22 protein-coding genes and 1 pseudogene are annotated in these 26,179 nt (G+C 71.8%); 16 read left to right on the top strand and 7 right to left on the bottom strand.

The features are described 5' to 3' along the window. The first annotated feature begins 184 nt into the window (after positions 1-184). A complete protein-coding gene (locus AC6I72_RS30365) occupies positions 185-1,048 on the top strand; it encodes a nuclease (protein ID WP_498004334.1) in 864 nt (287 codons plus the stop codon). Positions 1,049-1,073: 25 nt separating this feature from the next. Here the strand turns inward: AC6I72_RS30365 and AC6I72_RS30370 are convergent, their stop codons facing one another. Continuing rightward, entirely contained in the window at positions 1,074-1,637 is a 564-nt protein-coding gene (locus AC6I72_RS30370) for a PASTA domain-containing protein (protein ID WP_498004336.1), read from the bottom strand. A gap of 349 nt (positions 1,638-1,986) precedes the next feature. Between AC6I72_RS30370 and AC6I72_RS30375 the strand changes: the two genes are divergently transcribed. The 3 genes from AC6I72_RS30375 (at position 1,987) to AC6I72_RS30385 (ending at position 6,084) form a co-directional block, all read left to right on the top strand. Beyond that, positions 1,987-2,739 (top strand): AfsR/SARP family transcriptional regulator, encoded by a 753-nt coding sequence (locus AC6I72_RS30375; protein ID WP_498004862.1) that lies wholly within the window; start codon positions 1,987-1,989, stop codon positions 2,737-2,739. Positions 2,740-2,874: 135 nt separating this feature from the next. Continuing rightward, positions 2,875-4,431: an esterase/lipase family protein gene (locus AC6I72_RS30380; protein ID WP_498004337.1), complete on the top strand. Its 1,557-nt coding sequence runs from the start codon at positions 2,875-2,877 to the stop codon at positions 4,429-4,431. A gap of 429 nt (positions 4,432-4,860) precedes the next feature. After that, positions 4,861-6,084, top strand: coding sequence for a hypothetical protein (locus tag AC6I72_RS30385; protein WP_498004338.1), 1,224 nt, complete (start codon positions 4,861-4,863; stop codon positions 6,082-6,084). Here AC6I72_RS30385 and AC6I72_RS30390 read toward each other — a convergent pair. Together AC6I72_RS30390 and AC6I72_RS30395 are read right to left on the bottom strand one after the other, a co-directional pair. Next, positions 6,068-7,879, bottom strand: coding sequence for an asparagine synthase-related protein (locus AC6I72_RS30390; RefSeq protein ID WP_498004339.1), 1,812 nt, complete (start codon positions 7,877-7,879; stop codon positions 6,068-6,070). The genes AC6I72_RS30385 and AC6I72_RS30390 overlap by 17 nt on opposite strands. 1 nt (position 7,880) lies before the next feature. Continuing rightward, complete coding sequence (locus AC6I72_RS30395) at positions 7,881-8,504, bottom strand: lasso peptide biosynthesis B2 protein (protein WP_498004340.1); 624 nt, start codon at positions 8,502-8,504, stop codon at positions 7,881-7,883. 597 nt (positions 8,505-9,101) lie between these two features. On the opposite strand from AC6I72_RS30395, the gene AC6I72_RS30400 reads away from it, so the two are divergent. Both AC6I72_RS30400 and AC6I72_RS30405 read left to right on the top strand, forming a co-directional pair. Next, positions 9,102-9,938 carry a hypothetical protein gene (locus tag AC6I72_RS30400; RefSeq protein WP_498004341.1) on the top strand — a complete coding sequence of 279 codons (837 nt, stop codon included), beginning with the start codon at positions 9,102-9,104 and terminating at the stop codon, positions 9,936-9,938. Between the two features lie 308 nt (positions 9,939-10,246). Then, positions 10,247-10,888, top strand: a complete 642-nt coding sequence (locus tag AC6I72_RS30405; RefSeq protein ID WP_498004342.1) for a hypothetical protein — start codon at positions 10,247-10,249, stop codon at positions 10,886-10,888. 246 nt (positions 10,889-11,134) lie between these two features. Here the strand turns inward: AC6I72_RS30405 and AC6I72_RS30410 are convergent, their stop codons facing one another. Together AC6I72_RS30410 and AC6I72_RS30415 are read right to left on the bottom strand one after the other, a co-directional pair. Beyond that, positions 11,135-12,253: a class I mannose-6-phosphate isomerase gene (locus tag AC6I72_RS30410; RefSeq protein ID WP_498004343.1), complete on the bottom strand. Its 1,119-nt coding sequence runs from the start codon at positions 12,251-12,253 to the stop codon at positions 11,135-11,137. Beyond that, entirely contained in the window at positions 12,250-13,089 is an 840-nt protein-coding gene (locus tag AC6I72_RS30415; protein WP_498004344.1) for an SDR family oxidoreductase, read from the bottom strand. Before AC6I72_RS30415 ends, AC6I72_RS30410 begins: the two co-directional genes overlap by 4 nt. A 325-nt stretch (positions 13,090-13,414) precedes the next feature. On the opposite strand from AC6I72_RS30415, the gene AC6I72_RS30420 reads away from it, so the two are divergent. Both AC6I72_RS30420 and AC6I72_RS30425 read left to right on the top strand, forming a co-directional pair. Beyond that, positions 13,415-15,118 (top strand): RecQ family ATP-dependent DNA helicase, encoded by a 1,704-nt coding sequence (locus AC6I72_RS30420; protein WP_498004345.1) that lies wholly within the window; start codon positions 13,415-13,417, stop codon positions 15,116-15,118. 238 nt (positions 15,119-15,356) lie between these two features. Then, positions 15,357-15,665 (top strand): hypothetical protein, encoded by a 309-nt coding sequence (locus tag AC6I72_RS30425; RefSeq protein WP_498004346.1) that lies wholly within the window; start codon positions 15,357-15,359, stop codon positions 15,663-15,665. Positions 15,666-15,755: 90 nt separating this feature from the next. Here the strand turns inward: AC6I72_RS30425 and AC6I72_RS30430 are convergent, their stop codons facing one another. Beyond that, positions 15,756-16,298 (bottom strand): phenolic acid decarboxylase, encoded by a 543-nt coding sequence (locus AC6I72_RS30430; RefSeq protein WP_498004347.1) that lies wholly within the window; start codon positions 16,296-16,298, stop codon positions 15,756-15,758. A gap of 133 nt (positions 16,299-16,431) precedes the next feature. Here AC6I72_RS30430 and AC6I72_RS30435 point away from each other — a divergent pair, with 133 nt between their 5' ends. The 7 genes and pseudogenes from AC6I72_RS30435 (at position 16,432) to AC6I72_RS30465 (ending at position 23,961) form a co-directional block, all read left to right on the top strand. Further along, a complete protein-coding gene (locus AC6I72_RS30435; RefSeq protein WP_498004349.1) occupies positions 16,432-16,944 on the top strand; it encodes a MarR family winged helix-turn-helix transcriptional regulator in 513 nt (170 codons plus the stop codon). 104 nt (positions 16,945-17,048) lie between these two features. After that, positions 17,049-17,942, top strand: coding sequence for a metalloregulator ArsR/SmtB family transcription factor (locus AC6I72_RS30440; protein ID WP_498004350.1), 894 nt, complete (start codon positions 17,049-17,051; stop codon positions 17,940-17,942). Positions 17,943-17,944: 2 nt separating this feature from the next. Continuing rightward, entirely contained in the window at positions 17,945-18,547 is a 603-nt protein-coding gene (locus tag AC6I72_RS30445; RefSeq protein WP_498004863.1) for a dihydrofolate reductase family protein, read from the top strand. A gap of 303 nt (positions 18,548-18,850) precedes the next feature. Continuing rightward, positions 18,851-20,086, top strand: coding sequence for an IS701 family transposase (locus AC6I72_RS30450; RefSeq protein ID WP_498004351.1), 1,236 nt, complete (start codon positions 18,851-18,853; stop codon positions 20,084-20,086). Positions 20,087-20,243: 157 nt separating this feature from the next. Next, positions 20,244-20,678 (top strand): annotated as a pseudogene (locus AC6I72_RS30455) (maleylpyruvate isomerase N-terminal domain-containing protein); the annotation flags it as partial. A gap of 309 nt (positions 20,679-20,987) precedes the next feature. After that, positions 20,988-22,052, top strand: a complete 1,065-nt coding sequence (locus tag AC6I72_RS30460) for a YihY/virulence factor BrkB family protein (RefSeq protein WP_498004864.1) — start codon at positions 20,988-20,990, stop codon at positions 22,050-22,052. Between the two features lie 706 nt (positions 22,053-22,758). Beyond that, the gene (locus tag AC6I72_RS30465) at positions 22,759-23,961 is read left to right on the top strand and encodes an IS110 family RNA-guided transposase (protein ID WP_498004352.1); all 1,203 of its coding nucleotides are present in this window, start codon (positions 22,759-22,761) and stop codon (positions 23,959-23,961) included. Positions 23,962-24,050: 89 nt separating this feature from the next. Here AC6I72_RS30465 and AC6I72_RS30470 read toward each other — a convergent pair whose 3' ends face one another. Continuing rightward, positions 24,051-25,040, bottom strand: a complete 990-nt coding sequence (locus AC6I72_RS30470; RefSeq protein WP_498004353.1) for an aldo/keto reductase — start codon at positions 25,038-25,040, stop codon at positions 24,051-24,053. Between the two features lie 594 nt (positions 25,041-25,634). On the opposite strand from AC6I72_RS30470, the gene AC6I72_RS30475 reads away from it, so the two are divergent. Then, positions 25,635-26,162, top strand: coding sequence for a transglycosylase SLT domain-containing protein (locus AC6I72_RS30475; RefSeq protein WP_498004354.1), 528 nt, complete (start codon positions 25,635-25,637; stop codon positions 26,160-26,162). The last annotated feature ends 17 nt before the right edge of the window (positions 26,163-26,179 follow it).

Raw genomic sequence — 26,179 nt, forward strand, 5'->3', positions numbered from 1 at the left:
ACCAACAGAGGCTCCGCCCCACCCCGGCGGGAGCCCGGTTCGCCCCTTCGGGTGGACGGACCGGCCGACGCGCCCGAAAGAGCCTTCCCCGGACCGTCGTTGCACCCCGTGCGGCGCGGGGATAGCGTCGATGGTGTCCGGCCCCCCGCCGCCCCGGAATCCGTACACGTCGTCGGGAGCCATCATGACCATGCTGCTCATCAACGGATCATTCCAGGTGGAAGGCACCCAGCCGGACGGTGACACCGTCCACTTCACCCCCACCGACCCGAACACGTGGGAACTCCTCGGCACGCGCGGTCACGCCGTCAAGCACGATGCGCTCGGACGTGCCACGCTCCGCCTGGACGCGATCGACGCGCTGGAGACCCACTACGGTGCGAACCGTGTGCACCAGCCCCTGCGGTTCGCGCATGCGGCGCGTGACGAACTGCTCGGCTGGCTGGGCTTCGAGGACGTCCGGCAGGGCCCGGACGAGACCGTGACCGCCACGGCACCGGCCACCGTCCCCGGCTCCGTCCTGACCAGCGGAGCCGACGTCCACGGACGGTGCGTCTGCCTGGTGGGCCGCGGTGAGGGCGAGGGCCCGGGCGGTGTGGAGGTCGACGTCGACGCCGTCCTGCTCAGGACGACGGCCAACCATCACCTGCTCACGGCCGGCCTGGTCTACCCCACCTTCTACCGCAGTCTGTTCCCGAGCCTGCGCGAGGAGTTGACCGCCGCCGCCCGGCAGGCGCGGACGGCGCCGGGCCAGGGACTGTGGCCCAGCGACGTGACGACGGCCGGGGCGAAGGTGACGGCACTCTCCTCGCTCACCGACGACGTCGTGATCCTCCCCAAGCTGTTCCGCCGCCTCGTCGACTTCCTCCAGCTCGGCACCCTCTCCCTGACCTGCTTCCCCGCCTACCTCGCCGGAGTGCAGGACCACTTCACCGTCCTGTCCACCGGCCGGCGCTGCACGGGCCTGCACACCGTCGTCGAGGTCACCGACGACCGGACGGTGCGGATGACGCAGCCGCCCGAGGACCTCGTCTTCGACGAGGCGTGACGGGACGAGGCGTGACGAGGGGCGGTCACTGAGGCGGGAAGGTCACCTTCACCGGGGTTCCTCTGGGCACCGTCGTCCCCTTCGGCGGGTCCTGACCGGATATGGCGGCCGGGGCCGCCGAGGGCCCGGAGCCCGGGGCCAGCTCCAGCCTGAGCGTGGTCGTGCCCAGTCTGGCCGCAGCCTCGTCCATGGTGCAGCGGATCAGGTCGGGGACCGCTTCCTGGCCGCCGAACGCGGCGCTGAGCACGTCCCTGCGGGCGTCGGCGGCGACCTTGCCCGAGAAGTAGAAGGCGACCGTCGACCCGACAGCCGCGGCGAGCGCCCCGATCAGCGTGCTCCGCAGGTTGGTGTCACGGACCGCGAAGGCCACCGCGCAGAACGCCACCAGGCCGGTGACGAGCGCCAGGGCGATCCAGCTGCGGACGATGCTGCTGTCCGAGGACGCCGAACGGCTCGGGACGAAGCGCCGGGCGGCGACCAGTACGACCCCGATGGCCACGATCGCCACCAGGAGGATCACCAGGAGCACCTGGACGTGCCCCCAGGAGATTTCCGCCGGAACGTCCGTCTGAGGCTGGAGAACTCCCATGGTGCGGGCCCCTCGCTGGTCACCGGCCCCCTGCCGCGTCCTGTGGTCACGGCCCCGCGCGGGCGCGGCCGCCGGCCGGCGACGAGCCGGCCCCACCGACCTCCCCGACTTCGAGTCTCGCCCCCGTCGCGCGCGGGACGCAAACGCGCCGGATCGCCCCCCGACCGGTGTGCGGAACGGGCGAGTTGAGGGGTCCGCCCCGCCCGACCAGGGGTGCCCGCCCCCGGCCTGGCGGTGATCACGCGGTGCTGTTCAGCGCAGTTGCACGGCCCGGTGGCACCGACCCAGACTGGTGAGGAGAGGCTTCGCCTTCACGGGGCGCGCTCGACCGGACCAGCGTGAGCGGACGATCAAGGTGGTTTCCCCTTCTGAACTGCGGTTGCTCGGCCAGTTCCGGCTGGAACGCGACGCCGGGCCCGTCGAACTGTGCCGCAACGGGCAGCGTCTGCTGGCCTTCGTCGTCCTGCGGCGGCGCGTGCCGCGTACGGTCCTCGCCGGGACACTGTGGCCCGAGGTCACCGAGGAGCGGGCCAGGGGCAGCCTGCGTACCACCCTGTGGAAACTGCCGCGTGGTGACCAGCCGCTGATCGGATGCTCCGGTGACGCGCTCGTGGCCGCCCCCGGCCTGCACGTCGACGTGCACGCCTTCACCGAGACGGCGCTCAGTGTCGTCCAGGGCTGCGGTCCGCCGCTCGGCACGGGGCGAGCGCCGTGCCGGCTCCCGCGGGAACTTCTCGGCGGAGACGACCTGCTGCCGGGCTGGGACGAGGAGTGGGTGCTGCTGGAGCGCGAACGCCTGCGGCAGTTGCGCCTGCACGCCCTCGACGCGCTGGCCGAGGCGCTCGTACGCGAGGGCAGGCCGGCACTCGCGCTGGAGGCGGCGTGGGAGAGTCTGCGCGCCGAGCCGTTGCGGGAGAGCGCGCACCGGGCCGCCGTCTCCGCACACCTGGCGGAGGGCAACGTCGGCGAGGCGGTCCACCACTACCGCTCGTTCCGGCGGTTGCTGCACGCGGAACTGGGCGTCGAACCCTCTGCCCGGTTCACCCGGCTGCTCGCCCGGGGCGGTGTGGCGGTCCACCCTGCGGGGGTGACACCGCGGTGACGCCGGGATGACGGCAGGTCCGTAGACTCGACGAGCCGCGACGGGAGGCTGAGAACCCCCACTCGGCCGGCACCGTCGCCGGCCCTGCGGACGCTCGCTCCCGCAGGGCGCTGAACGGTGACCCGGGAGGACCGCATGGCACCGACCCAGAAGCTGCCGATCGTCTACGTCCGGGGATACGCGGGCGGCACCGCCGGCATCGACAAGGCGGTCACGGACCCCTTCTACGGCTTCAACCTGGGCTCCACACACATCCGTATCGGCCCGGACGACGAACCGTGCTTCTACCAGTTCGAGAGCCCCCTGCTGCGCCTGCACCTGGACGAGGGCTACCACATCCTGGTCGACGGCGGCCAGGAACTCTACCTCGCCACCCATGACACGATCCCGCCGGACAGCATCTGGATCCACCGCTTCTACGACACCGCCGCGACCACCTGGGACGGCACCCCGCACGAGTTCCGGATGGAGACGGCCGCGCAGGATCTGCACCGGCTGATCGAGACGGTCAGGGAGAAGTCCGGGGCACCCCGCGTCCACCTGGTGGCCCACTCCATGGGGGGCCTGGTGTGCCGTTGCCTCATCCAGAAGGTCCTCCCGGATCTCGGTCTCGATCCGGCCGATTACGTCGACAAGCTCTTCACCTACGGCACGCCGCACGGCGGCATCGCCTTCGACGTCGGCTTCGGCGTGCTGGAGAAGCTGCGCGACCTCACCGGCGTGAACGGCGCGGACATCTTCGGCCCGGAACGGATGTACGCGTACCTGACCCCGGCGAAGCTGACCGACCCCGGCGGCCCTCCGCAGGGGTGGGACGGCCGCGCCATGCCGGACGACGGTCCGTCCGCCTTCCCCCACGCCCGCGTCTTCTGCCTGGTCGGCACCGACCCGACCGACTACGACGCCGCCCACGGCCTCTCGGCCGCCACCGTGGGGCCCCGCAGCGACGGCCTGGTGCAGACCGACGACGCCTACGTCCCCGGCGCCCACCAGGCGTATGTGCACCGCAGCCACAGCGGGAGCTACGGCCTCGTCAACTCCGAGGAGGGCTACCAGAATCTGCGCCGCTTCCTGTTCGGTGACCGCCAGGTGGAGGCCGAACTCGTCGGCGTCCACCTGGCCCAGCCGCCCGGCACGGTCTGGCAGGCCGAGGTCCGGCTGTCGGTGCGGGGCCTGCAGATCGTCACGCACGAACGCACCAGCGCCCACTGGTGCCCCCTCCAGTTCGGCGACGGCGCGCAGGGCGCCGCGGACGCGTCACCGCAGGACGGCACGGGTGCCACCGACGCGGACGGGGTGACCGTCCCGTTGGTGAGCACCTTCCTGTGCAGCGGTCTCAGGGCGGACGACTCCTGCGCCCTGCGCTACGCGCTGCATCTGCGGCTCCTGTCGCTGCACCGGTGCGAGGGGGTGCTGAGCTTCCGGGACCACCTGGAACAGTCCGCCGACTTCGACGACACCCTGGTCATCGACGTCGGCGCCGACCCGGCCTGCGAGGTCCCCGCGCTCTCGGCCACCTGGAACTCCGCCATCCAGGGCCCGATCAGCGCCTACCGGCCCGAAGGCCGCGTCCTCGGCGACGAGAACCCCGCCCCCGGCGTCTGGGTGAGCCACGTCGCGCTGCCCGCCACCGCCGCCCCCATCCTCGGGGAAGACGCGCGGATCCGGCTCACCGTGACTCCCTGGGGCTGAGGCGACCGGCGTGAGTCGTCCCCGGGCGGCCAAAGTTCCGGGTGGTCCCCGTGGACGCCGACGCGCGAGGCACGGACCGTCCGCCCGTCACCCGCGAACGCGGTGCCGCCCGTCGGAGAGCGGGAGCAGGGGCCGTGGAAGCGCCGCGCCCGTGCCTCCGGACGTGGGAATTCCCGGCGACTCGGCGCGGCCGTCGACGGGCGCGCCGTAAAGGTGGTGTGCTGGTCACCGCGCAAGATCGTCCGGCCGGGCACGCACTCGGCGGTGACCGCCGGCCCGAGCCGGTCCTCAGCGTCGGCACGGCCCTGACACCGCGGACGGCCGGTGGCTCCAGGAGGTGATCAAGTGAGGACTTCCCCCAGGCATCAGCCCCGCTCGCACCTGAAAGTGCGGCGGCCCCCACCGAGGACCCCGCGGTCCCGTGTGGCGATGGCGGTGATCCTTCTGGTCCTCCTCACGACGACGCTGGTCATGGGGTGGTTCGGCCTCGAGGACTTCGTGCACGCCCTGACCTTCCCGGGGCGTCTCACGGGCGCCGTCCTCATCGCGGTCGCCTTCACCACCTTCCTGGGCGCCGCCGCCGTCGTGGACCACTGGTGGTGGCGCAGTTTCCCCTACTCCGGCATGGTCGCGCTGATCGGCGCGTTCGCCGCCCTGCTGACCAACGCCCTGCTCGTGGTCGAGACGGCCAGGGGCGACTCCGCGGTCTACCTCGCGCTGTTCACCGCGCTCACGGCGGGCTCGGCATGGGCCGTCTTCGCGGTGTGGCGGACAGCGGTCACGATCCCCGCTCCCAAGCGGGTGGCCGCGGCGCTCGTCGTCTCCTCGGCCATCGCCGTCGCCAATTTCGGCTACCAGAACCTTTATCAGCCCTACCAGCGCGAGACCAGGCCGCTCATCGGACTGTCCCTGGGAAACCCTGTGCTGAGTCAGAACCGGAAGGAATTCGCCATCCCCGTCGACATCACCCTGGAGAACCACGGTGACGTCGGCTTCTACGTGCTCGGCACGGAATTCCACGCCATGGGGGAACGGGTGCCCCTGAGCGCGAAGGACCGGCTCCGCCGGCAATGGCGGACCGACGCGGAGCAGTGGAGCAAATCCCAGGAAGTGAATCCGCTCTCCCGCAGGGAGATCCATCAGCCCGGCGAGTTGGTCGAGGCCCGGCCCTGGATGCCCTACGGGCAGTGGATCGAGTCGAGCGACACGTTCGCCACCCGAGTGGTGGTGCAACTGCCCATCGACACCCCGTACGACCAGCTGGCGTTCTACGCCACCGCGAGCCTCGCCCGCAAGGACCGGCTCGCCCTGGAGCCGCCGCTCGAGTTCAAGGCGTACTCCTGGAACGGGAAGGGGGTCCCCGCCTGGGTGAAGCAGCAGCAGAAGCAGGGCCTGGACTCCATCATCTACCGCGCCAGGGTGCACGAGAACAACGCGATCGACGAGCGCACCCGCGACCCCCGGTACGTGACCGTCTACTGGAGGTTCGGCACGCACGGCGCGAACGTGGCGACGAACGTCGCACGCAGGAGTGATGAGGAGCGCATCCCCACCGGAGCGGAGCAGCGCGAGCTGGTGAGCCGCTACGGCCTCGTCGACGTCCTCACGGGCCCGATGGAACGGTCCCTGTGGGACATCAAGAGCCGCAGTTGACGGGCCGGGCCTCGCCGAAGCCGCCGGTGCGCCCTTCCAGACGCTCCAGCCAGGCCACCAGCGCCAGCGAACTGTTCACCCGGTCCCAGGAGTGCGCGTCCCCGAGTCCGAACCGGGCCTCCCGCACCGCCCGGCACAGCAACGGGACGTCGAACATCTCCGCGACCAGCGGATGCCGGGCGGAGCGGCACAGGTCGATGAGCGCACCGCCGTGGGTCCGCAGACCGCGGGCGTAGAGACCGTCGAAGGGGACCTTGGCCGTCCTGCGGCTGATCCGGGCCGGCAGCAGATCCGCCATCGCCTCGCGCAGCACCGCCTTCGGACGGCCGGGATCGAACACGTCTTCGGCGGGCAGGCGGCGCATCGTGGCGACGACCTCCGGGTCGAGGAAGGGGTGCGTGAGGAAGAACCCGTCCTCTCGCGCGCGCTGCCAGGACAGCAGGTCCGGAGCGGCGAGGTAGTTGGCCGCTTCGTAGAGCGACCGCTCCGGCCTGCGCCCGTACACGAAGCGGCTCTCCGCGACGCTGGCCTCCCGGTAGCCGTGCGCCCGCGCGAACGCGGCGCGCAGCCAGGGGGGACGGTTGAAGGAGCCGAGGCCGCCGAGCACGGTTCCGCCGCGGACGAGGGCCCCGGTCCGTTCGGCAGCCAGCGGAAGGGCCGGCCGTACGACGTAGGCGTGGACGGTCTCCCGCAGCCCCCGCTCGCCGCCCTCGGCCCAGGCGCGCGCCTGCCTGGCCAGCTCCCGCAACTGCCCCGTGCGGGCGAGCCGGTGCAGGTGGAACGGGTTGGCGTCCACGACCGGGTCGGCGCCGCAACCGGTCAGGACGGTGTCACAGCCCAGTTCCGCGGCGATGGCGTGGAGCCTGGCCCAGAAGGGGGCGCGGAAGGCGTGCGCATGGGGCTCGTCCGCGTCTCCCGCGTGGTGCTCGAAGTCGTCGAAGTCGGCGACGCCGTCGGCGTCGACGAGCACCGGGCGGGCCGTGGGGGCGAGACGGCGGATCCCCTCCACCGCCGCGTCGAGGTACGGCTGCTCCCCGGCCAGCTCTCCCTGCGTGAAACGCCCGGCGAGCAGCAAGAGGTTCCCGGTGCCGTCCCCGGCCAGCAGCTGTGCCGCGAGCAGCGCCACGCTGGTGGAGTCGAGGCCGCCGGAGACATGGCATGCGGTCACGGTGCCCAGGCGGCGCCGGACGGCCTCCTCCAGCACCCGGCGCAGCTCCTTCGCCGCCCCCTGGCGGTGGTGCCCGTCGGCTGCCGGCGCGGGCGCGTCGTGAGCCCGGCGTACGCGTCGCGGTCCCCGGCCGCGCACCCGCCCGCTGACCGAGAGCTCCAGCACCTCACCGCCGAGGACACGGTGGACCCCCGCGAAGGGAGTGAGGTCCGCGTGCGGTTGCGCCATGTTGCCGGTGAGGTACCGGCAGAAGTAGCGGGGTTCGAGCGCCGAGCCGCTCCCCAGCCCGCGGACCGAGGTGCTCACGGCGCTCACGCGGCCACCGGACTCGCGGAAGAACAGCGGGACGCGTGCCTGCTCGTCCCGGGTCACGAGGACGTGGTCGCGGTACACCAGAACGGCCGCGTAGTCGCCGGCCGGCAGGGGCGCGGGGGCTCCGCGCCGGCCGAGGGCGTCCAGGAGACGGCGCGCGCCCGCCACCCGGTCACGGGCCGGGCCGACGAAGCCGACGACGGCCGCGGTGCCCTCCGGCGAGGAGACCGTCGTCACGAGTCCCGCACGCTCCATCGCCCCGGAGGTCCAGAGCTTCGGCGCACCGTCGGCCCACTCGAGGCGGAGCGCATCCATGTCACGATCCTCCGCGGCCGATCGACAGCACGGGGGTGAAGGCGTGCCCGCGCGGGTCGGCGTCCGGGATGCACAGACCGGCGGAGGAGACCCAGGCGTGCATGGCGAAGGGGTGTTCGCGTACACCGACGTGCAGGACGGCCTCCCAGCCGCGCCGCCGCAGCAGCACGAAGGCCGTCACGGCCTCGGACTTGCAGTCGCCGTCGACCAGGCAGCTCCTGCGGCTCTGCGACTGCACCGCTCGTTTCAGCCGTCCCACCTGCTCCGCCGGGGGGCGGTCCGCGCGGGCGTAGTCCGGGGCGGCCACCGACAGCAGCCGGAGCACCCGTCCGAACCCCATGGTCCGGATCAGCAGGTGGGTGCCGTGCAACCAGAGCCGGACGCCCGCGTCCGTGTGCTCCCGTCGGCACTCCGTGGCGCAGCCGGCCCGGACGAGACCGGTGACGACTTCGGCGCGTTCCTGGGCGTTCCCCTCGGTGAGCACGCACATGTCCGCCGGTGTCATCCCGAGGAAACGTGTCCGCTTCCAGTCCGCGATGAGCGCTCCACCGGACAACCGGGTCACACGGCAGTGCGGCGCAAGGATCTTCTCCAGGGCTGCCAGGGCATCGGCCTCGTCCGCCACCGCGCCTCCTCCCGGGTCCGGTGGGGACGGTGTCAGGACTGGTATCCGTGGCCGTCGTAGAAGCCGCCGCTGAAGCCCCGGATCAAACGGCCGGTACCGAGAAGAACCAGGCGACGAGGCGTACGGATCCGCAGCAATCGGAGAAACATGGTCTACCTCCGAAATAGGGCAGGATCTGCCAACTCCAGGCTACCGGGCCCCGAATGCTCCGCAACCGGGCCGCACGCCCCGCACCGCGTGCCCGCAGGCCGGGTGTCTGGGTGCCCGCGTGCCCGGACGGGGGGTCCGTGCTGGTGCACGAGCCACCGCGTCCTGCCCCGCCCGAAGATCTCCGCGATCCGCACCGAGAACCCCGCACCGCTCAGCCGACACCGCCGCATCGCCCCGTACGACGCGTCGGACGCATCCTCATCGGCGACGACTTCCCAGAGACAGAGCGCACCGCCCTCGCGCTCACCCTCCTTCCGCATGCACCCGGACCACTGGAAGGCGAGGCCGGTGCCCGGTGCCGGGCCGGCGCTGCGCCGTGCCGCCGCGCGTGGCGGACGTCCGAGGGGCCATGATGGGGAGACGGAAGCGGTGCGAGGAGAGTGCGGTGTGGGCGGGTCGGGTTCTGGCGGTGCGACGCACGGCAAGTCCCGGTTCGACGACGTGTACATCCAGCCGGACCCGCGTGCCTACTTCACGCGGCTGGCGCCACTGGACTATGAGATCCCGCACCACGCCCAGCCGGTGTTCCGGCAGCTGGCCGCGGAACGGGCGGCGCACGGTGACGGGCGGCCCGGCGGGCCGGTGGTGCTGGACCTGTGCTGTTCCTACGGCATCAACGCCGCCCTGCTCAATCACGAGGTGACGCTGGCGGAGCTGTACGAGCGGTACATGTCCGACACCGCCCGGCGGATGACGTCGGCGGAACTGGCCGCGTGGGACCGGGAGTTCTACGCCGAGCGGCGGCGGCCCGACGCGTTGCCGGTGTACGGTCTGGACATCGCCGTCCCGGCGGTGCGCTATGCCCAGGAAGCCGGTCTGCTGGAAGCCGGTTTCACCGACGACCTGGAACGTGTGCCGCCCGGGCCGGGACTGCGTGGCGCCCTGGACGAGGTCGGGCTGATCACGCTGACGGGCGGCGGCAGCTACATCACCGAGCGGACGTTCGCCGCGCTGCTGGACGGAGTCCGGCGTCCCGTGTGGGTGAGCGCGTTCGTGCTGCGGACCGTCTCGTACGAGCCCGTCGTGCGGACGCTGGCCGCACACGGACTGCACACCACGGTGGACGGGTCCCGGACCTACCCGCAACGGCGGTTCACGGACGAACGGGAGCGGCAGCACGCGATCGAGGCGGTGCGGGCCCTCGGCGGTGACCCGTCGGGGCGGGAGGACGAGGGCCGCTACCACAGCGTGCTCTACACCTCCCGGCCCGGACCGGTGCGGTAGTCAACGTCCTCCGAGTCTTCCAGCGGCTTCGTCGCCCGGCGGTGGACGGGCGGGACGGGCGGCGCGGTCGCGGCCGGGGATCGGGGCGCGCTCGGCTCGTTGAGCGTCGGGCGGGAGCGCCGCGCCGCCGCCACCGCGGTGGTCCCGGCTCCGGCTCCGCCCACGCGGTGGCGGAGCCGGGACGGAAGCCTCCGACGCCCCCCACCGGATTCAGGAGCCCTGTTGTCAGTGCCCTGCGGCATCATGCGGGGCATGTGACGGCCTGCCCGGCAAGGGCTCGCGGGCCGTCCTCGACGAAGGGGTGCTCCGTGCACAGGCAGGTCACGAGCGAGGAAGGGGCCGCCGAGGAGCGGCGACTGCACTACGAGAAGTGGGTATGGGGCGGACGGCTGCCGAGCGAGTCGCTGCGGCGGGTCCGCGGGAGCAATGTCCTCGGACTCCTCTCCTTCGACAGCGACCTGGTGCACACCCTCGATGCCGTGGGACCCCAGGTGCAGCGGGCAGTGTCCTTGCTGGCCGCGCGGCGGGCCTGCGAGGAAGCGGGCCTGGCCGAGATGGTGTGGGTCGCCCGGGCGCTCACTGCTTTGACGGAGGGACGTCCGCTTCCGCCGCCGTTCGACGACAGGGCCCGGATGGGGGAGGCCCTGCGCGCCGACCTTCCCGTACAGGGGCGGCCGGTGTTCCGGGCGATCCCTCCCGAACGACCGCCGTACTGCCCACCGGACACGGGGAACGAGAGCGTCGTGGTGGTGCACCCCACCATCACGCCCAGCGACCCCGGAGAGATCTCACCACCGCACTTCGCTCTCCCCGCCGTGCTCGCCGCCGCCGATACCGATCCGCTCAGGGCCGCCCTGGACGCGGTGTGGCATGCGCTGCACACCTACGGCGAGCACTACCCGAAGCTGCTCCGGGAGATCTGGTCGGCTTGCGACGAACGCGTGGGGTAGGCCCTCTCCGGTCCCGGGCGCGGGGCATGAACGGCACCGTGCCAGAGGTCCGCGCCGCCCGTCCGGGTGCGGCGCGCCGGCGCACCCGGGCCGGCCGGGTCCGTGCCGACGGACGGGAACAGAGTCTGCTGGAGGGCGGTTGCCGGGCAGACCCGTGAGCGGCGCGCTGTCCGCAGCATCCAGCCGTGCCGGCGTGCAGCGCGTACGGGGACGCATTCCCGCGCACGCGCTCTGGTTCACCGTTCGTTACGGCTTCCGGCCCGCAGTTCCCGCCGCCGGGGCTCCGGGAGCCGTGCCCGATCCCAGGGAGTCGATGAGGGGGAGGGGGCAGCCGGCGGCCCGGAGCGGGGCCCGGACGTCCCGTTCGAGGTCGGGCAGGTAGCCGAACAGGACGTCGGCCGGGCCGGTGATCTCGGCCTCCGCGCACGCGGCGGGCAGCAGGAGCGTCTCGGCCCGGCCGAGTTCGCCGCTCCACGTGCCCGTCCGCACCCGGACCGGGGCGCCGACGTTGGAGAGGATCTGGGCGGTGGCGAAGGAGTGACGCAACGGCTCCGCGGTCCCGGCGCGCCAGCGTTCGAGGGCGAAGTACGGGCCGGCGCAGAGGAAGACCCGTTCCACCCCGTCCCCGACGGCGATGCTCAGTCCGGGCGTGAAGTCCGGCCGCGTCTCCAGGTCGACCTGCTGCATCAGCAGGTCGAGGTGGGAGTGGAATTCCGCGTCGTCCACCGGGGAGCCGTCCTCCATGTTCCAGCGCATCGCGTGCTGCTGGATGTCGGACGTCTGCTCGATCTCGTAGACGAGGGTGTCCGGTCCGAAGCTGTGCGGGGTGCCGCCGGGCACGTACAGCGTCTCTCCCGCGCGCACGGGCAGGCGCCGCAACACGGAGTCGAACTCCTGCGCCTCCAGCGCGGCGCGCAACTCGGCTCCCGTCACACCGGCCTTGACACCGCACAGGGCGGTCGCGCCCGGAGCGGCGTCCAGGATGTGCCACGCCTCGGTCTTGCCGTTGGGACTGCCCTCCAGCCGCCGGGCCGCCTCGTCGTCGGCGTGCAGGTGGACGGGCAGGGCGCCGGAGGCGTCGATGAACTTCGTCAGCAGCGGGAAGCAGGAGCCGGACCACCCGGGGCCCATGAGTTCCCCGGGGTGATCGGCGACCACACGGCGCAGGGACCGGCCGGCCAGCGGTCCGTCGGTCACGATGCTGCCGGAGCCGTCGACGTCGCTGCACTCCCAGGTCTCCGCGATGCTCCAGTCCGGCAGCCCCGTCTTGCCCAGGCGGCGGGCGATGGCGTGTCCGCCGAACACCAGGGGCCTCGCGGTGACGGAGAGCCGCAGCGGATACGCCGGCGTCCGGTCGGCGTTCACAGGATCGGCTGTCCGCCGGTGACCGCGATCCGGGCCCCGGAGACGTAGCTCCCCTCGTCCGAGGCGAGCAGTACGTAGACCGGCGCCAGTTCGGCCGGCTGCCCCGGCCGGCCCAGGGGCACCTGCGATCCGAAGCTCTCCACCTGCTCCGGCGGCATGGTCGCCGGAATGAGCGGTGTCCAGATGGGCCCGGGGGCGACGCTGTTGGCGCGGATGCCCTTGGAAGCCAGCATCTGGGCGAGCGAGCCGACCATGTTCGCGATGCCCGCCTTGGTGACGTCGTAGGGCAGGAGCTGCGGGGGCGGACTGTCGGAGTTGACCGACGTGCTGCCGATGACCGACGCCCCCGGGGGCATGTGCGGGACGGCGGCCTTCGTCAGGTGGAAGAAGGCGCTGAGGTTGATCGCCAGCGTGCGGTCCCACTCCTCGTCGGGGATGTCCTCGATGGAGTCGCGGGTCATCTGGAACGCGGCGTTGTTCACCAGCACGTCGATCCGGCCGAACTCCTCCACGGCCCTGGTGACGATCGAGCGGCAGTGCGCCGGGTCGGCCACGTCCCCGGGCACCAGGACACACCTGCGGCCGGCTTCCCGCACCCACCGCTCCGTCTCCCGCGCGTCCTCGTGCTCGTCGAGGTAGGAGATCAGCACGTCCGCGCCCTCACGGGCGTAGGCGATCGCCACCGCACGGCCGATCCCGCTGTCCCCACCCGTGATGACCGCGGCCTTGCCCGCCAGCCGTCCGGTCCCCCGGTAACTCTCCTCACCGTGATCGGGCTGCGGTGTCATGGCGGCGGTGACGCCCGGCGGGACCTGTTGCTGACGAGGCTGGGACATGGGCAGCTCCCTGAGATCGTTCGAACGCGCGCGGGCCCTTGCCTGGGGGACCGGCGCCCGGGGGTGGGTCGAGGCGGCGAGTACCCCGTCGCACCGGTGTCCACCCGGGCGCACCGCTCGCACCCGTCACGGCCCGCTCGTGACCTCCGGTCCGCTCGCACCCGTCACGGTCCGCCGTCACCTCCGGTCCGGCCCCCGCAGAGCGCGGGCGACAGCGTCCCTGATCCCGGGCCGCGGTGTGTCCGCCGGCCGGGCGGGTACCCAGGTGGGGCCGTGGGCGCGCTCCTTCCCGCACGTCCGCACGAGGAGCGAGGGAGAGCGGGTCATGACACGCCAGGGGTCGCCGGAGGCCGAGGACAGGGCCGGGCGCCTGCGCGAGGTCGCCGCGGACGTGTTCGGCTGGGACACGCTCCTGCCCGAACAGCTCACGGCCATGCAATGGGTGCTGGAGGGCCGGGACGTCCTCGTGGTCATGCCGACCGGCTCCGGCAAGTCGGCCGTCTACCAGGTCCCCGCTCTGCTGCTCGGCGGACCGGTCGTGGTGGTCTCTCCGCTGCTGGCGCTCCAGCGGGACCAGATCGCCGGTCTGCCGGACGACTCCCGCGTCCCCGGCGCGGTCGCCGTCAACTCGGACCTCGACGCGGCGACGACGGAGGCCGCCTGGCAGGCCGTGGGCCGGGGGGAAGCCCGTTTCCTGTACCTGGCGCCGGAACAGCTGGCCAAGGACGAGGTGACCCAGCGGCTCGCCGAGGCGGGCCCCTGCCTGTTCGTGGTGGACGAGGCCCAGTGCGTGTCCTCGTGGGGCCACGATTTCCGCCCCGACTACCTGCGCCTGGCCCAGGCGGTACGGCGGGTGGGCCGGCCACCGGTCCTGGCACTGACGGCAACCGCCGCTCCACCGGTGCGCAGGGAGATCACCGAGCGGCTGGGCATGCACCGTCCGCGTCTGATGGTCACCGGCTTCGACCGGCCGAACATCCGGATGGAGGCCTGCCGTTTCCAGAGCGAGGACGACCGGCGCCGGGCCGTGGTCGAGCGGGCCGCCGCCGAGCCCAAGCCCGGCATCGTGTACGCGGCGGCCCGCAAGGACTGCGAGTACTACGCCCGCGAACTGGGTTCGCTGGGGCTGGCGGCCGAGGCGTACCACGCCGGACTGCGCGCCGGCGAGCGCGCCCGGATCCACGACGCCTTCCTGTCCGGCGAGGCAGACGTCGTGGTGGCGACCTCGGCGTTCGGGATGGGGATCGACAAGGAGGACGTCCGCTTCGTCCTGCACGCCTCACTGCCGGGCTCCCTCGACGCCTACTACCAGGAGATCGGCCGCTGCGGCAGGGACGGCCGTCCCGCACTCGCCGTGCTCCACCACCGGCCGCAGGACACCGGGATGCAGACCTACTTCGCCGGCCGTGCTCCGAGCCGCGGCACCGTCCTGGACGTGGCCGAGGCCCTTCACCACCACCGGGGGGAGCCCGCCGGCCTGGACGGGCTGCGTGAGGAGACGGGCCTGTCCAGGAACCGGGTGACCGCCGCGGTCAACCTGCTGGAGGAGGCGGACGCCGTCGCGACGGGGGACGACGGCCAGGTGCGGCCGGTTCCCGGCGTGTCTGCCGGTCGAGCGGCCGAACAGGCCACTCGGGCGGCGCAGGCGCACCGCCGCACCGACCGGTCGCGGGTCGACATGGCCCGGGCGTTCGCCGAGACGACCGGTTGCAGGCGCCGCTTCCTGCTCGGTTACTTCGGTGAGGAGTACGTGCCGCCGTGCGGGAACTGCGACAGATGCGACGAGGACCGCTCCGGGAACGGGGCCACGGAACCGGCCGCCCATCCCGACGCGGCTTCGTATCCGGTCGGGAGCGAGGTACGGCACCGGCAGTGGGGCGACGGAACGGTGCTGAGCCAGGACCGCGACCGCATCACCGTCCTGTTCGACCAGGCCGGATACCACACGCTGTCCCTGGCGGCGCTGGCCGAACAGCACGGGCTGCTGACGGTGGCGCGGCGGCCGGGGGACCACGGGACGGTGCCGTGACGCGCGGCGCGGCGAGCGCACGGAGCCCCGCGGCCGTGCCGCGAGGCGGTCCGGGCACGTCGGTCGGGGGAACGCGCGACAGGACCCGAGTACGACGGGAGGGTTCGTGATGACCTCGGCAGCAGGAGAGCGGCGTGAGGGCCGCTGCAGCGGGGGAGCGGCACGATGACCTCCTGTGAGCACCCCCGCGACATCTGGACGGAGGCCGCGGCCGGCTGACCGCCGGGCCGCACGTGCCATGGTTCGTACGAAGCAGTACGCCGTCGCCGCCTCCGGGCAGTGGACCGAAGAAGAGGAGGGCCGCCGCCGGCTGCCGTCCGGCGAGGTCCACGCCTGGGAGCCGGGCCGCAACGAGACGGTCTGCGGTCTCTCGCTCAGCCGTTCCCGGCTGACCCGCTTCCCGCACGTCACCTGGACCGACACGTTCCCGGCATCGGGAGGCGCAGCCGACCGGGTACGGCGGGTCTGTCCGCGGTGTGCCTCCGTCGCGGGGCGCCGCGGCGGCGACGCGCGCCCCAGGTGGCACCGCACCCACCCCCGGCCGTGACCGGGGGCCGTCCGCTCCACACCGCACAACTCGGCGTCCGTGTCCCGCGGACCGGTGACGACGCGGGGGGCGTAGCGGGGCGCCCGCCCGTCAGTTGGCGCGGTCGGCGAAGCCTTCGGGCAGATCCGCCGGGCCCACCGCGACGACGCTCTCGTCGTTCTCCCCCACGTACTCGAAGAGGGTGATGCGCGCGAACTCGGGGACGACGTAGATCGGATAGGTCGGACCGGCGTCCCGGTAGGCGCGCATCTCGTCCAGGTGCTCGTTCTGGAAGAGGACCGTCCTGCTGCCGTCCTGCTCGATCCACTGCGGGAAGAATATGGTGCCGTGCAGGACCCGCCGGCGGGGCAGCACGTTGACGACCACGGAGGTGCCGGTCGGCTCGTTCCAGGAGACCTTGTAGACGTCGTCGCCCAGCTGGACCAGGTCGACCTGCTGGTCCTTCACCCAGCGGCCGCCGACCATGCCGGAGTGGATGCGGTAGTCGATGGTGGTGGCGTTCTTCACGTACATCTCGTACTGCCAGCCGTTGGCATACGTGTAGATGAACCGGTGCCCGACGACGCCGGACAGGTCCTGCGGCGGGACGGGGTTCTCGACGGTGGTCGTCGGGGTCATGTGCGCAGTGGTCATGGTGGTGCTCCTCGTAGTGCTCGGCGGCGGCCGTCCGGTGTCCGGTTCACACCGGCGGCTTACCGCCTGAAAACTATTTTGCCACAAAAATATGCGGGCGCAAAAGTCTATGGTGACGGTCCACAATGAGGGCATGCGCGAGACGGAGAGCACAGGGGACGGGGAGTTCGGCGGAGAAGCTGCGCGGGTGGCCGTCGCGCTCGGGGGACTGCTGGGGCCGTTGCGGCGTGCGGTCCTGCGCGCCACCCGCAGTGCCGAGGGGCTGCCGGACCTGCCGGAGGCGCAGATCGAACTGCTGCGGGCGTTGTCCTCCTCGCCGCACGGCCTCAGTCCCGGCGCGGTGGCCGCGCGGTTGCGGGTGGCTCCCTCCACGGTGAGCAACCTGGTCCGGACGATGTCCGCCGCGCGACTGGTCGAGCGTGTCAGGCCCGAGCATGACCAGCGGAGCGTGGTGCTCACCGCCTCGCGGGAATCCCTGGACCTTCTGGAGCGCTACGACCGGGCCAGTACGGCGGCGCTCACCCGGGTCGTCGAGGAGCTGCCCGACGTCGACCGCGTGGCCCTGAACGGAGCGCTGCCCGCCCTCGACCGGCTGGTGGCCGCGCTGCAAGCCGCCCACGGCGCCGGTAACGGCACGGCCACGTAGCGCCTGGGGTGTGAGCAGTTCCGGAGGGCGCCAGAGTCCGAGGGGGCTCCGGAACAGGAAGAATTCCTTGACGAGAATATTCGAGTTGGGGAATACTCTGTCGCATGGACGCATTCTTCACCGCGCTCGCCGACCCGGTCCGCTGGCGACTCGTGAATCTGCTGGCCGAGCGGCCCCGTTCGGTCGGTGTCCTCGCCCAGCTCGCCGAGGCACGTCAGCCGCAGACCACCAAGCACCTGCAGACCCTTGAACGCGCGGGCATCGTCACCTCCCGGCGCACCGGTCAGCGCCGCATCTACGCGCTCCGCGCCGCCCCCTTGCGGGAGATGGCGGCCGTCCTCGGCCGGCTCGCCGACACCGCGGACCGGGCCGGCGGCCCGGGCGCGACCCATGACGCCTACGGGCTCAGCCTCCACACGGAACGGCTCGCCGCCCGGGCGAACGGATGGGCCGATGGCCGGTCCTTCAGGTTCCACCGCTCGCTGACCGGGCGTCCCGAGCTGGTCTGGCGCCACCTGACCGACCCCGGTCTGCTCGCCCGGTGGTGGGCGCCCGACGACCTCCGCGTCTCCCGTCTCCTCTTCGAGACCCGCGAGGGCGGCCGGATCGTCCAGGAGTACCGCGACGCCGACGACGCCGGCGACGCCGACCGGGTCGCCGGACGCGCGGAAGGGACCGTCGACGTCGTACGTCCCGGGGAGCGGCTCGCCTACCGGCTGTCCCCGCTGCTCGCCGACGGTTCCCCGGCCTTCACCGCCCACGTCGAGATGGTCATCAGGTCCACCGGCACCGGCACGGACCTCGATGTCCATTACGGGATCACGGACAGCACCGTGGACTCCGCCGACTTCGTCGCGGGCGTCGAGACCGGCTTCGGACAGAGCCTCGACCGGCTCGCGAGGACCCTCGGCACGTATCCGCAGGACACCGACACCACCGACATCACCGCCACCCCTGGCGCCACCGATGGTGACGCAGACACGAGGAGCGCGAAGTGACCGTGACCGAGCACCCCGGCGGCCGCAGGATCGTCACCAACATCAGCCTCTCCCTCGACGGCCGCTATGCCGCCCCGGGTGACTCCCAGGACATGAGCTGGGTGATGCCCTACGCCCACACCGACGTCGCACGTGACCACCTGACCAGCCTGTGGGAGCCGGCCACGACGGCCCTCCTCGGACGGGTCAACGCCGAGGGTTTCCTCGGCTTCTGGCCCACCGTCATCGGCAGGCAGGACACCGACCCCCGCGACGAGGCCTTCGCCGGATGGCTCGTCGGCACGGACAAGGTCGTCCTCTCCTCGACGCTCGGCGAGGCCCCGTGGGAACGGACGACGATCGTCGACAAGCCGGTCGCCGAGGTGGCGGCGGACCTCAAGGCCACCGAAGGCGGCGACATCCTCGTCCTCTCCAGCGCCGGCGTCATCAAGGCACTGCTGGCGGCGGACCAGGTCGACCGGCTGGCGCTCACCGTCTTCCCGGTCTTCCTGGGCGGGGGGCCGCGCCTCTTCGAGGACGGGTTGCCCGCAGGAAAGTGGGCACTCAGCAGTCACGCCGCCGGAGAGCACGGCACGCTGGCCGTGGTCTACGACCGGGTCCGCTGAGCCCCGCCCGGTCGGCGACGAGCGGGCGGCCCGTCGTGGCTCCCAGTGCCGGCACAGTGGGCAACTCCCGCCCCCGAGGGGCGAGTTGGCGCAGGACCTTGTCACTCTTACCGTGATCAGGCCTGAGACGGTCCGTGAAGCCGGGGAAGACGCCCTCGAGGTCCTGTCCGACGAGCGGGCCGACGCCGCCTGCGCGGGTCCCGCCCAGGCCGCCTTCGGCCCGTCGCGCGATCCTCCGACAAGGCCCTAGTAGTGCTTCGTTACCTTGGGTGATCTCGGCTGGTGGTGGGCATCTTCTCTGGTATGAGGCTGGGGGAGGTGGAACGGCTCCGGGGCGAGTTATCGGAGTTCGTTGCCGATGTGTTCGGTTCATTGCCGCGGCGGGATCAGCGGCGGTGGGGTGAGTGTTATCTGCGGGGTTTGATGCTGGACGGCCGTCGGAAGTCGGTCCAGCCGATGGCCGAGCGGCTGCCGGACGGCAACATGCAGGCCCTGCAGCAGTTCGTGAACCAGTCGCCGTGGGATCCGCTGCCGGTGCGGCGGCGGATCGCCCGGCGGCTGTGCGAGGTGATCGTCCCGGAGGTGTGGGTGATCGACGACGTGTCGTTCCCCAAGTGCGGGACGGCGTCGGTCGGGGTGGCCCGCCAGTACTGCGGAGCGTTGGGGAAACGGGCGAACTGCCAGGTCGCGGTCAGCGTCCACGGGGCCACCGACACGGCCTCCTGCCCGCTGGAGTGGGAGCTGTTCCTGCCCAAGGAGTGGACGGACGAGCCGGACCGATGCCGCAGGGCCGGAGTCCCGGACGGCACCGGCCACCAGGAGAAATGGCGCCTCGCGCTCGGACTGCTCGACGCGCTCGCCGACTGGCAGTTGAAGGCGCCGGTCGTGGTCGCCGACGCCGGATACGGGGTCAGCACACCCTTCCGGGCCGGCCTGGAAGAACGCGGTCTGTCCTACGTGCTCGCGCTGACGGGCAAGGAGATCGCCCATGCCCGTGACGTCGCCCCTCACCGCCCTGCCTATGGCGGGCTCGGGCCGCCGACCCTGCCCCGCTACCGCACCGAGCCACGATCCCTCTCAGTCCACGCGATCGAGGCTGGCGCTGACCGGCTCACCGAGGTGACCTGGCGGCAGGGCAGCAAAGGCGCGATGACCTCTCAGTTCGCGGTGCTGACGGTGAGGCCGGCGGGCAAGCAGGCCCTGGCCGCGGCTCAGGCGGCAGGCGGCGGCCGCAGCCGGTGGGACGGCGTCCTGCCCACACGCACCGTGCTGGTGGAGTGGCCCGCAGGCCACGACGCCCCGACGGGCTACTGGATATCGAACCTGCCCGCCACCACCCCGATCGCCGACCTGGTGCGATGGGCGAAGATGCGCTGGCGGATCGAGCACGACTACCGCGAACTCAAGCACGGTCTGGGCCTGGACCACTTCGAGGGCCGCACCTGGCGCGGCTGGCACCACCACGTCACCCTCGTCACCGCCGCCCAGGCCTTCCTCACCCTGCGGCGGCTCGACCCAAAAGCCCAGATGCCGGCCTGACCCTCTACCAGGTCCTCGATGTCCTCCAGGACCTGCTGAGGTGCTGGACCGGCACCTGCACCACCTGCGGCCGACCCCTGCCGACCAGCAGAAGCAGAACGAGACCCAGAACCTAACGAAGCACTACTAGTAACCTGCCGCAATGCCGAGTTCCGGAATGACAGATGTACTGGTGAGCGGGATACATGTGCGCGAGGCGGTCGCTCACTGTACCGAGACTCTCTCCGGTGTTCCCGACTCCCGGTGGAGCGCTCCTGCGGGCGATCTGGAGTGGACGTGCTGGGAGACCCTGGAACACCTCGCGGACGACCTGCTGACCTACGCGTTGCGGTTCGGGCTCGCGGAGCCCCTGGGCGTCCCGCGCGTGCCCCTGCGCCTGTCCAGCGACCGCGCCGGAGGGCCGGAGAACGTCATCTTCGGTGACAGGGCGGCGGGCCCCGCCGGGCTCCTGACGGTCGTCGAAGCGTGTGGAGGTCTGCTCGCGGCGGTGGTGGACAGCACCCCGTCCACCGTGCGGGCACCGCACGTCTTCGGCGCCTCCGACCCGGAGGGCTTCGCGGCCATGGGCGTCGTCGAGACCCTCGTGCACACCTACGACATCGCACAGGGAGTCCAGCCCGGTGCGAAGCCGCCGGAGGACTTGAGCCGCCGGGCCCTCGTCCGGCTCTTCCCCGACGTGCCCCTCACCGAGGACGCCTCCTCCACTCTGCTGTGGGCCACGGGACGCATCGGCAGCCCCGAACGGCCCCGCCGCGAGAACTGGCGCTGGTACGGCGCCCCCCCCGCCCGACCCGGTGACCCGGCTCCCAGCCTCCGAGACGCCGGCGACGCCGGACGCTGCGCGCAGGGGCCCCCGGCCTCGGGTGGCGTAGTCGGGACCGTGAGGGGTTACTCGGCAGGTATGGCGAAGCTGCATCTTCCAGGGCGGAAAGCGCACCACGACAGCGACGATCCGTCGGCCCACCAGGTGCCGGCACCCGAGGAGGCCGGGCCAGGGCCCGAGGTGGAGCGCCGGGCACCGGACACGCCGACCGAGCTGCCCAAGCGGGCGTGGGGCCGCGTGCTCAAGGGGGCGCTGCGCGAATTCAAGGACGATGAGCTGACCGACCGGGCGGCAACTCTGACGTACTACGGGGTGCTGTCTCTGTTCCCGGCGCTGCTCGTGCTCGTGTCCCTGCTGGGTGTCACCGGCAGGTCTACGACCGACGCGGTCCTGGCCAACGTCAGGAAACTCGCTCCCGGCTCGGCCCGGGACATCATCACCCGGGCCGTGGAGCAGTTGCAGAGCAGCACCGGCGTCGGTTCCGTCATGGCCGTCGTCGGCATCGTGCTGGCGGTGTGGTCGGCCTCCGGCTACGTGGCAGCGTTCATCCGCGCTGCGAACGCCGTCTACGACATGCCGGAGGGCCGCCCGGTGTGGAAGATCGTTCCCGTGCGGCTGGGCGTGACGGTCGTGCTGATGGTGCTGGCGGTGGCCAGTGCGCTGATCGTGGTGTTCACCGGCGGCCTCGCCCGCCGCGCCGGTGCCGCTCTGGGCGCCGGTGACATGGCGTTGACGGTGTGGACGATCGCCAAGTGGCCTGTCCTGGTGGTTCTGGTCACCGCCATGATCGCGATCCTGTACTGGGCGAGCCCGAACGCGAAGGTGAAGGGTTTCCGGTGGATCACCCCCGGCAGCTTCCTCGCCCTGGTGATCTGGATGATCGCCTCGGCCGGGTTCGCGTTCTACGTGGCGAACTTCGCCTCCTACAACAAGACGTACGGCACCATGGCCGGGGTCATCGTGTTCCTCGTCTGGCTGTGGATCACCAACCTGGCCATCCTGCTGGGCCTGGAGTTCGACGCCGAGACCGTACGCCAGCGATCCATCGCCGGTGGGCTGCCACCGGACACCGAGCCCTACACCCAGCCCCGCGACACCCGTAAATGGGACGAGGACGACCGGCGCCGCCTGGGCGAGCGCTGATCCGCACGATGGTCTTGGGCATGGGCCGATGATCTACGGGATCTGCTCTTCAAGGGGCCTGCGGCAGAGCGTCGGGCTGCTGATCGGTCGCTGACCGAGCGAACGGCCTTCGCGTTCCGCCTCCCCCGCCGGCAAGGCGCTCTCTCGGCGGTGGAGGAGACTCCCGGGAACGCTCTACCCGCTCCTTCGACCCCATCGGTGCGCCGGCCTCCACCATCGCGCCACCACCCCGATCGGCTCGATCCTCCGACGGGCGGAGGGCGCGGCGGCACGGGGACCGTCGCAGAGGCCGGCCGTCGCGACGCGTCCGCGTCGAGCACGGCGTCGCCCGTCCGGAGCAGCGACGTGCACCCGGCCGCCACGTGGCCGCCACGAGAAACGGATCTTGCCGGCGCCCCGGTGCTGGGAGCGGCCGGCCGCGCCGGACCACCGGGCAGCCGCCGCCCCGTTATCTTTTTCGCGGTCCTGCAAGAGGGCCGCTGGCCTCCGGGCCCGGCATGACTGTTGCCCCCTGTCGATCGGATGACCTGGGGGGTGGTGTCACCGGGTCCGAGGGGTGCCGTCGGAGACGCTGATCAGAGGTCCGACCACCGTCCTGCCGGGCGCAATGCCCGGCCGCTCGCGGGCGGCAGGTCTGCATAACGTGGCTGCGCGAGAACGGCTCCCGACCCTGGGGCCGGCACGCATCGACGCATGTGGGGGCACGGTGATCAGCATCGACGGGGTGGACGTCTTCCTGGGCCTGGACGTCGGCAAGCAGACGCATCACGGACACGGTCTGACCCCGGCCGGGAAGACGGTCTTCGACAAGGCGTTGCCGAACAGCGAACCAAAGCTGCGGGCCGTCTTCGACAAGCTCAAGACCAAGTTCGGCACCGTCCTGGTGGTCGTGGACCAGCCCGCCTCCATCGGCGCCCTGCCGCTGACCGTCGCCCGGGACACCGGCTGCCAGGTCGCCTACCTGCCCGGCCTGGCGATGCGCAGGATCGCCGACCTCTACCCCGGCGAGGCCAAGACCGACGCGAAGGACGCCGCCGTCATCGCGGACGCCGCCCGCACCATGCCCCACACCCTGCGCACCCTCGTCCTGACCGACGAGGCCACCGCCGAGCTGACCGTGCTGGTCGGCTTCGACCAGGACCTCGCCGGCGAGGCCAACCGCACCTCCAACCGCATCCGCGGCCTGCTCACCCAGTTCCACCCCAGCCTCGAACGTGTCCTCGGCCCCCGCCTGGACCACCCGGCCGTCACCTGGCTCCTCGAGCGCTATGGATCCCCGCAGGCCCTGCGCAAGGCAGGCCGCCGCAGGCTGGTCGAGATCGTCCGTCCGAGGGCACCGCGGATGGCCGAGCGGCTGGTCGACGACATCTTCACCGCGCTCGACGAACAGACCGTCGTCGTCCCGGGCACCGGCACTCTCGACGTGATCGTCCCGTCGCTGGCGAAGTCGCTGGCCGCCGTCCACGAACAACGCCGGGCCCTGGAGGCCAGGATCGAAGCCCTGCTGGAGGCCCACCCTCTTTCCGAGGTCCTGACGTCGATGCCCGGCATCGGAGTCAGGACCGCCGCAGTCCTCCTGACCACCGTCGGTGACGGCAGCAGCTTTCCCACCGCCGCCCACCTGGCCTCCTACGCCGGCCTCGCCCCGGCAACCCGGCAGTCCGGCACGTCGATCCATGGTGAACACGCCCCCAGAGGCGGGAACCGGCAGCTGAAACGGGCGATGTTCCTCTCCGCGTTCGCAGCCCTCCACGATCCCGCCTCCCGCACCTACTACGACCGCTGCCGAGCCCGCGGCAAGACCCACACCCAGGCCCTCCTCCGCCTCGCCCGCCACCGCATCAGCGTCCTGTTCGCCATGCTCCGCGACGGAACCTTCTACGAACCGAGGAACCCTCGACTCGCTTGACGAAAGACATAGAGGCACCCCCCCACGGCGCTTCCGACCGGCGGATCCGCCCCGGGCGACGGCCTGACAATCCTTTCCGGTCGCAGCGACTACCGGTTGACCGACCGCATCCCCGCTTCGTCGTACCGTTCGCCGGCCGCCGGCGGCAGCTCCGCGTCGATGCGGTGCATGTCCTCCTCGGTCAGCTCGATGCCGACCGCGGCGGCGTTCTGCTCCAGGTAGCTGCGGCGCTTGGTGCCCGGGATCGGCACCAGGTCCTCGCCCTGCGCCAGCACCCAGGCGATCGCGAGCTGGGCAGGGGTGACGTCCTTCTCGGCGGCGATCTCCTTGACCTTGGCCGCCAGCCGCAGGTTCGCCTCCAGGTTGGTGTCCGTGAAGCGCGGGTTGTGCCGGCGGAAGTCGTTCTCGTCCAGTTCGTCCGGGGAACTGAAGCGGCCCGCCAGGAAGCCGCGGCCCAGCGGCGAGTACGGCACGAACCCGATGCCCAGCTCCCGGCAGGCCGGCAGCACCTCGGCCTCCACGTCGCGCGTCCACAGCGAGTACTCGCTCTGCACGGCGGTGACAGGATGCACGGCGTGGGCCCGGCGGATCGTCGCCGCGCTCGCCTCGCTCAGCCCGATGTACCGCACCTTGCCCTCGGCGACCAGCTCGCCGAGCGCGCCGACCGTCTCCTCGATGGGCACGTCAGGGTCGACCCTGTGCTGGTAGTACAGGTCGATGTGGTCGGTGCCCAGACGTTCCAGCGAGCCGTGGACCGAGCTGCGCACGTGCTCGGCGGAGCCGTCCTGGCGGCCGATGCTGCTCATGTCACCCGGTACGGCGTCGTCCATCCGGTAGTTGAACTTGGTGGCGATGACGTACTCGTCGCGATGCCCCCTGATCGCCTCGCCGACCAGGGACTCGTTGGTGAGCGGGCCGTACATCTGGGCGGTGTCGAGGAAGGTGATGCCGAGTTCGAGGGCCCGCCGGATCGTCGCGATGCCCTCGTCCTGGTCGGTGGTGCCGTAGAAGGCGGACATCCCCATGCATCCGAGCCCGATGGCCGATACCTGGAGGTCCCGCAGACTGCGCTCCCGCATGAGGGTCCTTTCTCGCACTCTTGTTCGTCGTCCGTCCGGCGCGAGGGCCTTCTCCCGGCCGGCGGCCGATCCCGCCCACCCGCATCCTGCGCGAGGCGCACGGCCTCCGGTGCCCCGGCACGCCGGACGACTGCGACGCTACGAGCTGAAGCGCGCTCGAAGTCAAACCGCACTTGGCGCCGCGTTCCCCGGGGGTGGGACCCAGGCCCGGTGCACGGCCTCGGGCGACACCGCGTTCTGCTGCTTCACGGTCGACCCGGGGTGGCGCAGGAGGGTTTCCGGAGCATGAGAGCGTGACGCCTGCCATGCGAGGGGGATCACATCCTAAAGAGGGTCGTATATCGGGAAGCCCCTCAAAAGGGCTTATGCATGGCTAGCGACCCCTTTGGGGCATTTCTCCGTAGGTGCGTAGTAGGTCACATCATTGCGTCCCGGGTCGGCCGCCGCTAACCATGGTTGTCGTCGCTGCGAGCCGGACGGCCGGACGCCGGCGACTCCCTGTGGGCCTGCTGCGTGATCGCGGCTGCCCCGACGCCGCCGCGAGCACGACAGCGGCCGGCACTGATGCTGCCCCCTACGGAAGGTTGCCTTCGCATGACCATGACCACCCGCACCCGCACCGCCCGCCTGCGCTCCATCGGTCTCACGGGCCTCGCCACGACCGGCGTCGCGGCCGTCGCCCTCACCCTGATGCCGACCGGCGCCCAGGCCGCCGACATGACGACGCGGGTGCCCGCCGCCACCGCGGCCAAGGCCTCCACCCACACCAGCCACTCCGCCGACCGCCAGAAGGCCGGCGCCGGCAACAATCTCGACGGCTGGATCACCGAGTCCTTGAAGGTCATGAAGGCCAAGGGAATCCCCGGCAGCTACGAGGGCCTCAAGCGCAACATCATGCGCGAGTCCGGCGGCAACCCGAACGCCCAGAACAACTGGGACGTGAACGCCAAGAACGGTGTCCCGTCCAAGGGCTTGCTCCAGGTCATCGACCCCACCTTCAACGCCTACCACGTCGCCGGTACCGCGCAGAGCATCACCGACCCGGTGGCGAACATCACCGCGGCCGCCAACTACGCCGCCCACCGCTACGGCTCCATCGACAACGTCAACTCCGCCTACTGACCAGGCCGTCCACTTAG

Source organism: Streptomyces sp. Xyl84 (assembly GCF_059731885.1).